Annotated in this window: 15 protein-coding genes; 6 read left to right on the forward strand and 9 right to left on the reverse strand. The window is 29.5% G+C overall.

From position 1 onward, the window contains the following. Positions 1 to 7 precede the first annotated feature (7 nt). Genes BM253_RS03200 through BM253_RS03220 form a run of 5 tightly spaced genes read left to right on the forward strand, consistent with a single transcriptional unit; the run spans position 8 to position 4,931 of the window. Positions 8 to 967, forward strand: a complete 960-nt coding sequence (locus BM253_RS03200) for a GNAT family N-acetyltransferase (RefSeq protein ID WP_091519007.1) — start codon at positions 8 to 10, stop codon at positions 965 to 967. Next, positions 964 to 2,061: a DegT/DnrJ/EryC1/StrS family aminotransferase gene (locus BM253_RS03205; RefSeq protein WP_091519011.1), complete on the forward strand. Its 1,098-nt coding sequence runs from the start codon at positions 964 to 966 to the stop codon at positions 2,059 to 2,061. Before BM253_RS03200 ends, BM253_RS03205 begins: the two co-directional genes overlap by 4 nt. Continuing rightward, positions 2,061 to 3,053 carry a hypothetical protein gene (locus BM253_RS03210; RefSeq protein ID WP_091519014.1) on the forward strand — a complete coding sequence of 331 codons (993 nt, stop codon included), beginning with the start codon at positions 2,061 to 2,063 and terminating at the stop codon, positions 3,051 to 3,053. The genes BM253_RS03205 and BM253_RS03210 overlap by 1 nt, the downstream gene beginning before the upstream one ends. Then, on the forward strand, positions 3,053 to 4,531 hold the full coding sequence (locus BM253_RS03215; RefSeq protein ID WP_091519017.1) for an oligosaccharide flippase family protein: 1,479 nt from the start codon (positions 3,053 to 3,055) through the stop codon (positions 4,529 to 4,531). Before BM253_RS03210 ends, BM253_RS03215 begins: the two co-directional genes overlap by 1 nt. A gap of 10 nt (positions 4,532 to 4,541) precedes the next feature. Next, positions 4,542 to 4,931, forward strand: coding sequence for a sugar 3,4-ketoisomerase (locus tag BM253_RS03220; protein WP_091519020.1), 390 nt, complete (start codon positions 4,542 to 4,544; stop codon positions 4,929 to 4,931). Here the strand turns inward: BM253_RS03220 and BM253_RS03225 are convergent. Then, complete coding sequence (locus BM253_RS03225) at positions 4,923 to 5,807, reverse strand: glycosyltransferase family 2 protein (protein ID WP_091519023.1); 885 nt, start codon at positions 5,805 to 5,807, stop codon at positions 4,923 to 4,925. The two genes, BM253_RS03220 and BM253_RS03225, sit on opposite strands and share 9 nt — an antisense overlap. Before the next feature lie 23 nt (positions 5,808 to 5,830). Between BM253_RS03225 and BM253_RS03230 the strand changes: the two genes are divergently transcribed. Beyond that, on the forward strand, positions 5,831 to 6,904 hold the full coding sequence (locus BM253_RS03230) for a glycosyltransferase (RefSeq protein WP_091519026.1): 1,074 nt from the start codon (positions 5,831 to 5,833) through the stop codon (positions 6,902 to 6,904). Here the strand turns inward: BM253_RS03230 and BM253_RS03235 are convergent. From BM253_RS03235 to BM253_RS03270, 8 genes are all read right to left on the reverse strand, one after another. Continuing rightward, a complete protein-coding gene (locus BM253_RS03235) occupies positions 6,888 to 7,829 on the reverse strand; it encodes a glycosyltransferase family 2 protein (protein WP_091519029.1) in 942 nt (313 codons plus the stop codon). The genes BM253_RS03230 and BM253_RS03235 overlap by 17 nt on opposite strands. After that, positions 7,830 to 8,714 (reverse strand): glycosyltransferase, encoded by an 885-nt coding sequence (locus tag BM253_RS03240; RefSeq protein ID WP_091519033.1) that lies wholly within the window; start codon positions 8,712 to 8,714, stop codon positions 7,830 to 7,832. Between the two features lies 1 nt (position 8,715). Beyond that, positions 8,716 to 9,693, reverse strand: a complete 978-nt coding sequence (locus tag BM253_RS03245; protein ID WP_091519038.1) for a class I SAM-dependent methyltransferase — start codon at positions 9,691 to 9,693, stop codon at positions 8,716 to 8,718. 1 nt (position 9,694) lies between these two features. Then, on the reverse strand, positions 9,695 to 10,378 hold the full coding sequence (locus BM253_RS03250; protein WP_091519040.1) for a cell division ATP-binding protein FtsE: 684 nt from the start codon (positions 10,376 to 10,378) through the stop codon (positions 9,695 to 9,697). A gap of 64 nt (positions 10,379 to 10,442) precedes the next feature. After that, positions 10,443 to 11,393, reverse strand: a complete 951-nt coding sequence (locus BM253_RS03255; RefSeq protein WP_091519045.1) for an SIMPL domain-containing protein — start codon at positions 11,391 to 11,393, stop codon at positions 10,443 to 10,445. 7 nt (positions 11,394 to 11,400) lie between these two features. After that, positions 11,401 to 12,150, reverse strand: coding sequence for an acyl-[acyl-carrier-protein] thioesterase (locus BM253_RS03260; protein WP_091519048.1), 750 nt, complete (start codon positions 12,148 to 12,150; stop codon positions 11,401 to 11,403). Next, positions 12,134 to 13,075, reverse strand: coding sequence for a tRNA (adenosine(37)-N6)-dimethylallyltransferase MiaA (gene miaA / locus BM253_RS03265; RefSeq protein ID WP_091519051.1), 942 nt, complete (start codon positions 13,073 to 13,075; stop codon positions 12,134 to 12,136). The genes BM253_RS03260 and miaA overlap by 17 nt, the downstream gene beginning before the upstream one ends. Then, positions 13,050 to 13,898 (reverse strand): ion transporter, encoded by an 849-nt coding sequence (locus BM253_RS03270; protein WP_091519054.1) that lies wholly within the window; start codon positions 13,896 to 13,898, stop codon positions 13,050 to 13,052. The genes miaA and BM253_RS03270 overlap by 26 nt, the downstream gene beginning before the upstream one ends. Between the last annotated feature and the right edge of the window lie 2 nt (positions 13,899 to 13,900).

The raw sequence follows: 13,900 nt of genomic DNA on the forward strand, positions 1-13,900 counted from the left end.
TGTTGTAATGGTTAAGAAGCATTCTATTAAAGTTATCAGGTACAAAAATCAGTTTAAAAGCAACTGGGATGATTTTGTAAACGAAGCAAAAAACGGCACTTTTTTGTTTCAACGTAATTTTATGGAATATCACAGCGACCGGTTTGATGATTTTTCGTTGCTATTTTTTTCAGATGATGAATTGGTTGCTTTGTTGCCAGCTTGTAAGATTGATACGGTTTGTTACAGTCACAAAGGATTGACGTATGGTTGTTTGATCGTAAAAAAAGAATGTAAGTTTCATTTATATAAAGAGATTTTTACGGTATTAATTGATTTTTTGAAAGATCAAAATTTTACGGAATTGATTATAAAAACGATACCATCTATTTACTGCGAAGCCGGGAATGACGAACTGCCGTTTTTGCATCAGTTTTACGAAGGTTCTGTAGAGATGAATATAGGATCGGTTATTTACAGTAGAAAAGAAATTTCTTTTTCAAAATCAATTGTTCGAAATGCAAAAAATGCTCAGAAGAAGGGCATCGAAATAAGAAAATCGAACGATTTTACAACCTTTTGGAATGATTTGTTAGTACCCAGATTAGAAGAACGTTTTAATAAAAAACCAATTCATTCGTTAGATGAAATAATTTATCTGAAGGAGCGTTTTCCTAATGATATAGAATTGTACGCAGCTTTTTTAAGCGAAGAAATGATTGCAGGAACTGTTTTATTCAATAATAAAAATTTTGTAAAATCGCAATACATTGCAAGTAAATCAAGCTATAACAAATTGGGAGGTTTAGATTTGCTCCATTATGAAATCATAAAAAATTTAAAGACAGATTATTTCGATTTCGGAACATCGTCTGAAGATTTATCAACTGCCGAAAATCCTAATCTGTTATCATGGAAAGAACAGTTTGGCGCACGAACCATCGTATTTCCAACTTATACCTTTAAAATTAATCAACCAAAAATATGATTCCGTATTTAAATTTAAAGAAATTGAATGAGCCTTATCAGGAAGCATTTCTTGAGAAAACGAAATTGTTTTTTAATAAAGGACATTATATTTTAGGTGACGAAGTGTTGAAATTTGAAGAAGAATTTGCCGACTACTGCAATGTTTCGCACTGTATTGGCGTTGGTAATGGCTTAGATGCGCTGGTTTTAATTTTTAAGGCGTATTTGGAATTAGGTATTTTAAAGGAAGGTGACGAAGTTATTGTGCCTGCAAATACTTATATAGCAAGCATTTTGGCAATTATGAATGCAGGTTTAACTCCAAAATTGGTTGATACTAATTTACTGAACTATAATTTAACCTTAGATGTTTTGCAACAGCAAGTTACACAACATACAAAAGCCGTTTTAATGGTGCATTTGTACGGACAAGTGAATGATGCTTTGAAAATTAAAACATTTTGTAAAGATTTTGGCTTGTTGCTGATTGAGGATGCTGCGCAGGCACACGGGGCAACGGCTGATAATATGAGAGCAGGAAGTATTGGTGATGCTGCTGGATTTAGTTTTTATCCCGGGAAAAATTTAGGATGTGTTGGTGATGGTGGTGCTGTTACAACCAATAACACCAAGCTGGCGAATTGTATTCGCAGTTTACGCAATTATGGTTCTGAATTAAAATACCATAACATTTACAAAGGAATTAATTCGAGATTAGATGAATTGCAGGCAGCATTTTTACGCTTGAAATTGCCTGATTTAGATTTTGATAATAAAACGCGACAAGGAATTGCAAAAAGATATCTTTCTGAAATTACAAATCCTTTAATTGCAATGCCTTTTGTGACGGATTTTAAAGCACATGTATTTCATATTTTTCCGGTACGAGTTGAAAATAGGGCTGATTTTCAAAATTATTTGATGCAGCACGACATTCAAACGCTGATTCATTACCCAATTGCACCGCACAAACAAGAAGCTATGCAGGAATTTAATGGATTGAATTTTCCAATTTCAGAATTAATTCATCAGCAAATTGTAAGTATTCCGTTAAATCCGTCGTTAACTGTAGAAGAACAAGATTTCATTATTGAAAAAATAAATGGTTATTAATGATGGATATTTACATAAAATCGTTTAATCGAGCTTATCTATTACACAGAACTATAGCCAGTATTTATCATTATTTAAATGGTTTTGATGGAAGAATTGTTGTTTTAGACGATGGGACTCCACAGAAATATTTGGATAAAATTGTTGAATTATTCCCCGATATTCAAATTGAAAAATCATCTTATTACGAGCAAAAAAGTAAAGATATTTCTTTAAATAAAGTCCCTGAAAAAGTAATTCCTGCTAATTTTTGGCGCGATGAAGTTTTAAAAGGATCGGAATATTTTATTCTTTTAGAAGACGATATGTGGTTTACCCAACCAATAAATTATAAAGACTTTACAAAAGAAGTTTATGATTTAAAGATGGATATGATTAAATTTTTATGGTTAAAAAATAACAAGTTGATTTCTGATAATATCATTCAAAAAACAGAATATTTCAATATAGTTCAGCCCAAAGTTCTAACTAGGAATCCGTTTTTATTTGATGCCGTTTTTAGAACAAACAAATTCAAATTAGGTAGTTTGGTTACTAAATTGTTCAATCATAAATTAGAACTTTTAAAATATTACCATTTATACATGGTTGCAGGCGGCGTTTTTTCCAAAAGATATTATCAGGCTTGCTGGATATCTAAACAAAATAATGTTGATGAGTTAAAACAGATTAGTCAGTTACTAAAAAGTAAAATTGATAGTAATATTGGAAATTCTAATACAGAATTTTTAAAAACAACATTAAAGACTACTGCCACGTTGATATCAAAAGAAAAATTAGGAACTATTGTGGATATCTTCAAAATTAATAGAATATTAAATGAAGAATGGTTAGTTGGGAATAGTTATAAAATTGATGATTTTAATTTAGATATTCCTATTGAGTGGATTAAAAATTGTATTTTAGAAAGCGATGTGAATTTATATTCCAATTGGGAAATTTGGCACGAAGCATTTAGTTTATCTTACAAAAAAATAGGCTCTGAAGTATAATGGCTAATTCAAATTATAAATCTTTATTTAAAGCAACGGGACTGTTTGGAATTGTAGAGTTCATTCGAATTCTACTTCGTATAATAGTAAATATGTTCGCAAGTAAATTTTTAGGTCCCGTAGGAGCAGGCTTAATTGGGCTTATTGAAAATACTACACAATTAATCATTTCTTTGACTAGTTTCGGTTTAAATTTTACTGGAATTAGAGAAATCGCTTCTAATAAATTATCAAACGATTTGCAATCTTCTATCAAGTTTATAAATTTATTTTCACTTACTACAGGATTTTTAGCCGCAATTATTTCAATTTTATTTTCTACTTATCTAAGCAAATTAACTTTCGACACCGATAGATATTCAATTTGGTTTGTATGTTTGGCAATTTATTTTGTTTGTACAAGTTTTGTTCAAAGTAGGACTATTATTTTAGAAGGTCTGCAAGAAATTAAAAAGCTGCTTGCGTTGAATATTATTACCAATGTTATAAATGTTATTATTGTAATAGGCTGTTATTATTTGTATGAAATTCAGGGGGTTATTTTATCAATGATTTTAACTTCGGTGTTAAATTTGATATTATTTTGGAGAGGTACCCAGAAATACAATATAAATTCATTAAAAATTCCTAAAGAGGAATTAAAGAAAAACTTTAAACGTTTTACAAAATCAGGTGTATTATTAGCTATAAATACTTGCATTGGTTTGTTGGGCTATTTATTAATTCGTTATTATTTAAAACCTATTGATGATGGTGTAGTTTTGGGATATTATCATGTGGGAAATATTTTAATGGTTTCGTACGTAGGGATATTATTTATTGGAATTAATAAATTTTATTTTCCAAAATTAGCTCATGCTTTAAAAAATGAAAGTAAATCTGAAACAAATAAATTAGTAAATAATCAGCTTGAACTATGCTTGCTAATTTTAATCCCTGCGATATTTTTGTTATATTTTTTAGGAGATTTTTTTATTAAGATATTATTTTCAGTAAAATTTTTACCAGTCTACAATATTTTAATTTTTGGGCTTGTTTCTATAATTTTTAGAGGTTTTAATTATATTGTAGGATATATCATTTTATCATATAATAATTTTAAGCAATACTTTTACATTAATGCACTTAGTGATATATTTAATATATTCTCTACTATCTTATTATATAAATACCTTGGATTATGTGGAATTGGGTTAGCCTTAACAATAAATTATATTTTGTCTGCTTTATATACTTACTATTTTGTGAAAATTAATTACAGTTTTGAATTATATAAACAATCAAAAAAACTTTTGTTTTCTGTTGTTACTATATGTTTCATAATTATTATAATTTATTTTTATTTTAATGAATTAACCTATCGTATATTTACTTTAGTTTTTTTTATATTATCAATAATTTATAGTGCTTTTAAGTTAGATAAATATTTATTAGATGAATTGTTAGTAAGAAAATTAAAATCTATAATAACGAAGTAACCAAAATAATATGAGCAAAATAATTACATTACCAAAAATTGAAGATCCACGAGGGAATTTATCTGTTATTCAAGAAAATACTATTCCTTTTAAAATTAACCGCGTTTATTTTTTGTACGATGTACCGAGCGGAGCACAACGTGGCGGACATGCGCATAAAGATCAGCAGGAATTTATAATTGCAGTTTCGGGTAGTTTTGAAGTGGTTTTAAATACAGGAACAGAAGAAAAAGTATATCATTTGTTTAAACCCAATGAAGGTTTATATGTTCCTGTAAACACTTGGAGAGAGTTGCGAAATTTTTCATCAGGATCGGTTTGTTTGGTTGTTTCTTCTGATGAGTTTGATGAAAGTGATTACATCCGCGATTTTAATGATTTTATCAGCTATTTAAAATAACTGAAATCTGCATTTTAATTCAATCACTGAAAGTTTTAAAAGGTCTAACCATTGCTTGTTTTTAAAAGATTGTTCCATGCTGTAATGAATTCTTTTTAGCAAAGTTTTGTTTTCTTTTTTAGATGTATTTCTTACAATTGATTCATTGTAAATCTGTCGAAGTGATTGATTTATCTTCTTGGAGAATTCATCGTTTTTATGAAATTGATTTCCCAAAGAGTTCTCTAAAAATCTTTTTTCAACCAAAAAATCGTCTAAAAATTTAATTTCATATAATCTCGAAAGTCGCAACCAATAATCTAAATCTTCAAAAAACAATTCTTCATTGTATCCTTTCAGCAATTCAAAATGCTTTCGGGTAAGCATTGATGCAACCGAGCACATCACAATTCCTGTTGAAAGTAACCTTAGGTAATTTGTTTCGTGTAACAATAAATCGATTGCTTTATTTTGTCCATCAACTTTAAAATAAGGTTTTGTACGGTTTCCATTCTCGTTGATATGGTGAGCATTTCCAAAGATTAATCCTACATTATCAGTCTGTTGTGCAAAGAAATTTACTTGTTTTTCAATACAATCGTCTAGCAAAACATCATCTGCAGAAAGATCAATTAAATAGGTTCCTTTAGATTGCTTATATCCATAATTAAAAGCTTTAGTGGAACTTATAGGTTCAGTAAATTGAATATATTTAATTGATGTATTTTTGCTTGTTATATCTGTAATAACTTGATGAGAATTGTCTGAACTTGCATTGTTAATAACAATTAATTCTATATTTTTATAGGATTGATTTAATACCGAATTTATAGCTTGTTGCACAAAAGCTTCGTGGTTAAAACAAATACAAATTACAGAAACAACAGGTAATGACATTTTTTTAATTTACAACAAAGATATTGGAAAAAAATAAAATAGCATTGGTTACTTATTCTTTATCGTCTGGAGGTTTGGAGCGGGTAGTAGCAAACAGTACTTTTATGTTCAAAGAAATGGGCTACGATGTGCATTTGTATGTTTTAGAATCAAAAGTTAATTATCCTTTTACAGGAAAACTGCATCAGTTCAATATTGATCAATTAGGATTTTTATCTAAAGTCAAAGCTTACTTAAGTATTAAAAAATCAATAAAAAAAAATAAGATTAATTTAATTTTAGACCACAGATATCGTTTAAATTGGATTACCGAAATTATGTGGCAAAAGCTTATTTATCGCAAACAAAATGTTTTTAATCACATTCACAGTTCTCTTATTTACAGCTATTTGTTTAATTTTGATTTATTGAATCGATTTTTGTTTAAAAAGAGATTGTTTATTTGTGATTCATTAGGTATTGAACGAAAAGTAAACAGAGAATTTCCATTTTTAAAAACACAAACCATTTATAATTTTACAGATTTTAAAGCAATAGAACAAAGTGGATTAAATCTTGGAAACTATATTTTAGCTATTGCGCGAATGGATCATGAAAATGTAAAACAGATTGATGTTTTACTAGAATGTTATGCGAAAAGTAGTCTGCCCGAAAAAAAAATACGTTTGATTATTTTAGGAGATGGCGTTCGATTAGAAGAAATGAAATCTTTTGCAAAGGAATTAAAAATATCAGAATTGGTAGACTTCAAAGGTTTCATACCCAATCCTGAAAATTATCTAGAAAATGCCTTATTTACTGTTTTAACAAGTAAGTATGAAGGTTTCGGGATGGTTTTAATAGAATCTTTAATTATGCAAACTCCTGTAATTTCTTTTGATTGTGAAACCGGTCCCAACGAAATTATTATTAATCGATTTAATGGTTTATTGATCGAAAATCAAAATAAGGACAAAATGATTAAAGGTATGAATGAGTTAGTTTTTAATGAGGAATTATACAATTTTCTAAAGCAAAATTCCTTAACATCAGTCGATAAATTTCGAATGGATTCAATAAAAGAAAAATGGGAAAAAGTTATTAGTGATACACCGTAAAATCGATCCCGTAATTACGTAGATTCTGCTTTGTTCTAAGCATTAATCTTAAAACAAAAGGAGGAAGTTTGAATAGTAATTTTGTTTTAAAATTGATGTTTTTTTGATCAACATACTTTAAATATTCTAATGATTGCTCTTTTAAACCCAAAATATGATAATTTAATCCATATTCAATTCTGTAAACATCAAGAAACAATTTTAAACTTTCATTACTTTTCTCAATTTCAAAATATTGGTTTAAATTAGTCAGTTTATTGAATTTAGATTGATCTTTAGACAAACTTTTATTGGTATTGATAAAATTGTAAACCATTGTATTTTCTGCAGTTATAACAATTTTATATTTCAACGCAATTTTAATCCAATAATCTAAATCTTGGTCGCTTTTTAGTGTAGGATCAAATCCGCCAATCTCATTAAAAATATCTTTATGTATACAAACTGCCGATGTTAATGCAACTCTATTTATTAAACTACTTTTAAAAAAATCGGTTACATAACCTTCATAGTTTTCAGGAATATCGATGAATCTATTTTCAATAAATGTATTTTTTGAAATTTGAGTAACATATCTGCCACAATACATTTTTGGATCTGGAAATTTAGCAATGGTATCGTAAAAAGCCTTTAAATGATTTTCTTTCCAAGTATCATCGGCATCTAAAAAGCAAATATAATCTGCTTTGGCATTTTCCATTCCGGTATTTCGAGCGACAGAAACTCCTTGATTTTTTTGATGGATAATTTTTAATCTGTGGTCAGAAAATTCCTCTAAAAGTTCTAAACTCCTGTCAGTTGATCCATCATTTACAACAATAACTTCAAAATTATCAAATGATTGATTGAAGACACAATTCAATGTGTTTTGAATGTATTTTTCTTTGTTATAAAGCGGAATTATTACTGAAAAAAAAGGTGTCATTTACAATTGGCTAAAATATCCTAAACGGTAAATATCATAAATAAATAGGGAAGGTTTGCTGCCTAATAAGTTTTTTTTAAAACTATTTTTTCTCATTTTATAGATGAGATTAATTAAAAACAACAACTTTGTTTGTTTTAATAAATTATGAACAGCACTTATTTTTGCATAATCGGCTGGTAGATAGTTTTTTGATAAGAGAAATTTCAACCCTTTTAATGAATCATTTGTTTTGTGCATAAACACTTCGCTGGTTTCAATTCCATTATGAACTACTTGGTTATTGATGTGTTGTAAGGGAATTTTATTCTTCATTAAATCGAATGAAAACAATAAATCTTCGTAACGTAAATTAGGAATGTCTTCATTAAAACGAACGGTTTGAAAAACTTCTTTTTTAATTAAAAAATTAAGTGTTAAAAAGGAAACATATACATTTTCATTTCGTTTCTCGGCAGGTAATGCTTCACGTTTATTTCCGTAAATCCAACGCAATAATTGATTTTTTTCTGGGCGATTTTCCTGATATACAATTCCACCGTAAACAACACCGTAATTAGAATTACCTTTAATAAAACCTAAATAGTTTTTTATAAACTGATTACTGATTATGCGAACATCAGCATCTAAAAAAAGTAAATTATAAAACGATGCTTCTGTAGATAATAAATTTCTAATAGCGCTTCTTCCAATGTTTTGATTTAAAACAGAATAGCAGCAATTATCTAAACTATTAATTTTATTGTTTTCTACATGGAAATTTTGAGAAGCATCATCTAAAACAATTATTTCAAAGGTAATTTTTTCAATACAACACTGTTCGCTGACTTCTTTAACCAATGGAAAAACATTGTAATTATATGTAGGAATTAATATAGAAAGCATTTTATTTTTTTTGATAAAATCCGACTAAAAAATCAGGTTTGTTTTCTTTTAAATAATCATCTTCAATCATAAACAAATTATTTAAAACAGTCTGTTTTTCGGTATCCACATCAACAAAATGATACGCAATATCTTTAAAAACACTCATTAAAATATTTCCACCGAACGATCTTTCTTCAACTATCTTAAAATACTTGTAAACAGTTTCTAAAATATTTGCTGATGAAACACTTTCTGAAGGATCTGCCAAATAAACGCGAAATAAACCGTTGCCGTAAAATTTATTTTTTACCAAATTAGTAGCTCCTCTAACTTTATATTCTTTGGGAATTATGTCTAAAGCACTATTAATCGTCTGAATTTGCTTTTTTGGGAACTGAAATCTGTTTGCACCAACATATTCATTAATAAACAAGCATCCGTTATCTTTTAAAGCTGGAATTATTTTGTTTTTAAACAATTCATCTAACTGCGAAAAATGATGAAGCGATGCGTGAAAAACAACCAAATCATAATAATTATCTTTAAAAGTGGTTTTGTAAATATCTTCGCATTTAAAATGAATATTGTTTAATTGCTTTTCTTGTGCGATTTTTTGAGCTTTTTCTATGTTGTTTAAACCCAGATCGACACATAAAATCTCACTGAAAACATTCGTGAAACCTGCATAATAAATTTCATGCTGACAAGTGCCTGAACCTAGCGAAAGAACTTTTAAATCTTGTTTATCTTTTAAATGATGGTTGATTAAATAATCTCTGAAATCGGTTTTTTCATCGCCCGAAATCATTTTGTTCCAACGTGTTTGTACAGCCGGTACATCCCACCAATTGGTGTTTTCTAATCTGAAAGTATTGAAAGCACTGCTAATTCTCGACTCCTTTTTAAAAGAAAATTTTGATGCAATAAAACTCAAACCTCTTTGGTTAAGCTTGGTATAAACATCGATAAAATCTTCTTTTGTAAGTAATCGAATCATTTTAAACCGTTTTCTGAACTACTTCAAAAACCTTCCCTTCATCGCATTTCAACGTTTTGGCAGGATATTTCAACAACAAAGCATAATCGTGCGTTGCCATTAAAATTGTACGTCCGTTTTGGTTGATTTGCTGTAAAACCTCCATAACTTCTACGCTTGTTTGCGGATCTAAGTTACCTGTTGGCTCATCGGCTAAAATTAATTCGGGATCGTTTAACAATGCGCGTGCAATTGCCACACGTTGTTGCTCGCCACCTGATATTTGATGCGGCATTTTGCGGATATGCTGCAACATACCAACACGATCTAAAACGTCTTCGATACGTGCATTCATATCCACTTCGTTTGTCCAGCCGGTTGCTTTTAAAACGAACAATAAATTTTCGAAAATATTTCTATCGGGAAGTAACTTAAAATCCTGAAAAACAATTCCTAATTTACGTCTTAAAAAAGGAATGTCGTTTTGTTTCAACGTACGTAAATCATAATCAACAATAACACCTTCACCATCTTTCAAGTCTAAATCTGCATAAAGCGTTTTCATTAAACTACTTTTACCAGAACCGGTTTTACCAATTAAATAAATGAATTCACCTTTATGAATATCAATATTAACATCTGCTAAAATAGGTTCGGTATCTTGAAAAATGGTTGCGTTATGTAGTTTTAATATAGATGCTGACATGGATTTTTTTTGTAAAAATATCAAAAGTTATGCGTTTATAAAAATTAATTCTATTTAATAAGACTTATTTAGTAATGTTAAGGTTTTTCATATCACCATTAGGTGTTATAATTATATATTCTTTGTCATTAGGAGAAATTTGCTTTTTCTCTCTGTTAATAACTAACTTAACTTCATACATAACTTGAATTACAGGCTCTAAAATTGTTGAGTTTATAACAAAATCAAATTCTTTATTTATTATTGGTTGATAATATAAAGTTGGCGATTTGTCTGCAATATTTATGTTAGCCGATTTTTTTAAATTTAATGAGGAACTATTAAATGACTCATAAGATTTGTACATTTCTGCTGGGAGCATTACTCTGAAACCGTCAGTAATTCTCTTCTCGGTGTTCGCAAATGATGTTCCTAAAATAGTTTCATAATTTTTGATTTTTTCTTGTAAAGTAACTCTTGACTTATCTATCATTTCTTTTTTGATGTTATCAAGGGTAGATGAAAAATAATCTACCCTAACTAAATCATAAATTTCTTGATTAGAAAGAATTGTAATTAACTCATTAAGTTGATTTGCATCAGTATATTTAATGTGAATATTCTTTTTAAGTTCAAAACCTTTAGGAATTTCGTTGTAGCTTTTTTTACTGAAAGTTTTCTTTTCAACTTCAAATTCATATACAGGAACAAACGAAATCATATCAACAAAGGTTTCTATTCCCTTCTTCAGTTTTAGTTCAGTAAGAGCTTGTGTAATTCTTTTTTCCATTAAATCATTAACCTCTTCTGTAGATTTTCCAACTTGAGTTATACTAAAAATTGCTACAAAAGAATCTGCTTTAATATTTGCTAAACCTTTAGCACTAACTACAATGTCTAGATTAGAAGGTGTGCCAACGTTTATATTATTTTCGGAAAAACTAATTTGATTTTGATAATTGATATTTCCAGAAGCCTGACCAAAACTAATTTGATTAAGTAATAATGTACATGTAAATAGTGCTATCTTTTTCATTGTATTTCTATAAGTGGGTATTTAATTCAAGTTTCATTGCGAAACAAACAATTCCGTCTAATTTAATATAAAAATAGATTTCTTTTTCATTAATTGAAGAATAAATTGCCGCAGTTTGGTTATAAGTTACTTCTTTTAAGTAATTAATATCTATTGCTTTGATACAATTTTTCTCAAGAATATCAATAGGTAAACAATCTAAACACCATTCAATATACTTTACGTTATTTACATGGTTTAGTGCGTCTAAATCGGAAAATGCGACTTTATGCTGATTCACTAATGCTGCGTTTTGCGATAGATCAATCTTAGAGAATTTTTTTAACGTAGCTTTCTTTTCGGGATATTTTTCTAAATGATCGTGCGAAATTGCAATAGTTTCGGGTCTGCGTTTTTCGGTATTTAAAACTACCCAAAGACTGTTTCCGCCAATTATTTTTTTATCATTAAGAAAAACATCAAAATCGCGAATGGTTTTTATGCCCGCAAGTGTTTCAATCCAAGTTTCAATTTCAATAGTTTCGTGCCATTGCGGTAAATTTTCAATCTCGATACGCATGCTGCTTAACACCCAAGCCTGATTATTTTGCTGCATATCAAAATAACTCATTCCACCTAAATCTGAATGTTTTCCGGCAACTGCCTGTAATAAATTCATTAGATCGGTAATGCGAATTTTAGAATTTACAGAGCATTTATCGATTGTTACTTGGCACGAACCTTTGTATTTTGATGAAAACTTATCGGGTAAATTCATTTATATAGCTTAAAATATTTTTTATTGGGGTTTGATAAGAAAACCATTCGGTAGCTTCGTTGCGCTTAAACCAGGTAATTTGTCGTTTAGCGAATCGGCGGGTGTTTTTCTTGATTTCTTCTACAGCTTCATCTAAAGAAATCTTTCCATCGATAAAATCGAACAATTCGCGGTAGCCAACAGTTTGCAAGGCATTTAATTGTTGATTTTCCTTTAAATTGGCTACTTCAAGCAACAAACCATTGTTCATCATTATATCAACCCGTTTGTTAATTCGATCATACATAACATCGCGCGGAGCTTCTAAACCAATAATAATAGGAGTGAAGTTGCGTTTGTTTTTATCTTGATTTAAAAACGAAGAATAAGGTGCATTTGCCGCCATTGAAACCCCGATAAAACGTTTCATTCGCTGTTGATTTACTAATGTTTGTGGATTGGTCGTTTTTAGAAAATCAAAATAAAAAGGATCTAATTGCTGTAGTTTTTCCTGAAGATATTCAAAACCTTTTTCTTCGTAATTTTGATCAATTTCTGATTTAATTTCAGTTGAAACTTCCGGAAAGTCATCAAATCCTTTTAAAATAGCATCAACATACAAGCCTGATCCGCCAACAACAATCTGAATATTATTTTTTAAAAATAATCTATCTAACAAAGGCAAAACTTCTTTTTCGTAATCGCCAACACTGTAATTTTCGGAGATCGATTTATTCTGAATAAAATGATGCGTTGCTTGTTTTAATTCATCGGTTGATGGAACTGCGGTACCAATGGTCATTTCTTTGTAAAACTGTCGACTATCGCATGAAACGATATCACAATTAAAATGTTTTGCTAACTGAATTGATAATGCGGTTTTTCCAATAGCTGTTGGTCCTACAATTACAATTAGGTAATTATTCGTCGATTTTAACTTCTCCATCAATAAATTTTTCGCCACAATTGTAGCAATAATTAGCAAATTCGTTATAAATAAATGTTTTACAACGCGGACAATTGTTTTTTACGTTTTTGCTTCTGCGGTTTTTAGCTAACTCGGCAGTAACAATTCCGGTTGGCACAGCGATAATTCCGTAACCCATAATCATAATGAACGATGCTATTGCTTTGCCAATTGGTGTAATTGGGGCAATATCGCCATAACCAACGGTTGTCATGGTTACAATGCACCAGTAAATGCTGTTTGGAATGTTGGTAAACCCGTTGTGACGACCTTCTATTACAAACATAATGGTACCTAAAATCACCGACATTACCAAGATAAAATAGACAAAAACCACAATTTTGTTTGCACTTGCCCGTAACGATTCTTTTATGTGCGATGATTGATTTAATACCGGAATTAAGTCTAAAATAGCGAATAATCGTAGCAATCGTAATGATCTTATTACGCCCAAAGCTTCTGATCCCGGAAAGAAAAAACTTAAATACATGGGTAAAAGCGACAATAAATCTACAAAACCATAAAAACTGAAAATATAATTCAGCGGTTTTTTGTTACTTATAATTCGCAAAATGTATTCCAGCGTAAAAAATATGGTAATGATCCATTCGCTGATGATGAAAAAATCGTGATGCAGTTTGTCGTACCGAACCACACTTTGCATCATAATTAGAACAACGCTCAATAAAATTACGGCAAGCAATAGCAAATCGAACGTTTTTCCTGCAATGGTGCCCGATCCGTAAATTACAATGTAAATTTTCTGACGAAGTATTTCGTATTTCGATTTTATATGTTTCATTC

The organism is Paenimyroides ummariense (assembly GCF_900115115.1).
In the GTDB taxonomy this organism is placed as follows: domain Bacteria; phylum Bacteroidota; class Bacteroidia; order Flavobacteriales; family Flavobacteriaceae; genus Flavobacterium; species Flavobacterium ummariense.

What these genes read in the sequence shown, in the direction of transcription:
- BM253_RS03215 (WP_091519017.1), top strand. Translation starts at nt 3,053, where the DNA reads ATGGCTAATTCAAATTATAAATCTTTATTTAAAGCAACGGGACTGTTT.
- BM253_RS03270 (WP_091519054.1), bottom strand. Translation starts at nt 13,898, where the DNA reads ATGAAACATATAAAATCGAAATACGAAATACTTCGTCAGAAAATTTAC.
- BM253_RS03250 (WP_091519040.1), bottom strand. Translation starts at nt 10,378, where the DNA reads ATGTCAGCATCTATATTAAAACTACATAACGCAACCATTTTTCAAGAT.
- BM253_RS03220 (WP_091519020.1), top strand. Translation starts at nt 4,542, where the DNA reads ATGAGCAAAATAATTACATTACCAAAAATTGAAGATCCACGAGGGAAT.
- BM253_RS03260 (WP_091519048.1), bottom strand. Translation starts at nt 12,150, where the DNA reads ATGAATTTACCCGATAAGTTTTCATCAAAATACAAAGGTTCGTGCCAA.
- BM253_RS03255 (WP_091519045.1), bottom strand. Translation starts at nt 11,393, where the DNA reads ATGAAAAAGATAGCACTATTTACATGTACATTATTACTTAATCAAATT.
- BM253_RS03245 (WP_091519038.1), bottom strand. Translation starts at nt 9,693, where the DNA reads ATGATTCGATTACTTACAAAAGAAGATTTTATCGATGTTTATACCAAG.
- BM253_RS03240 (WP_091519033.1), bottom strand. Translation starts at nt 8,714, where the DNA reads ATGCTTTCTATATTAATTCCTACATATAATTACAATGTTTTTCCATTG.
- BM253_RS03200 (WP_091519007.1), top strand. Translation starts at nt 8, where the DNA reads ATGGTTAAGAAGCATTCTATTAAAGTTATCAGGTACAAAAATCAGTTT.
- miaA (WP_091519051.1), bottom strand. Translation starts at nt 13,075, where the DNA reads ATGGAGAAGTTAAAATCGACGAATAATTACCTAATTGTAATTGTAGGA.
- BM253_RS03205 (WP_091519011.1), top strand. Translation starts at nt 964, where the DNA reads ATGATTCCGTATTTAAATTTAAAGAAATTGAATGAGCCTTATCAGGAA.
- BM253_RS03235 (WP_091519029.1), bottom strand. Translation starts at nt 7,829, where the DNA reads ATGACACCTTTTTTTTCAGTAATAATTCCGCTTTATAACAAAGAAAAA.
- BM253_RS03225 (WP_091519023.1), bottom strand. Translation starts at nt 5,807, where the DNA reads ATGTCATTACCTGTTGTTTCTGTAATTTGTATTTGTTTTAACCACGAA.
- BM253_RS03210 (WP_091519014.1), top strand. Translation starts at nt 2,061, where the DNA reads ATGATGGATATTTACATAAAATCGTTTAATCGAGCTTATCTATTACAC.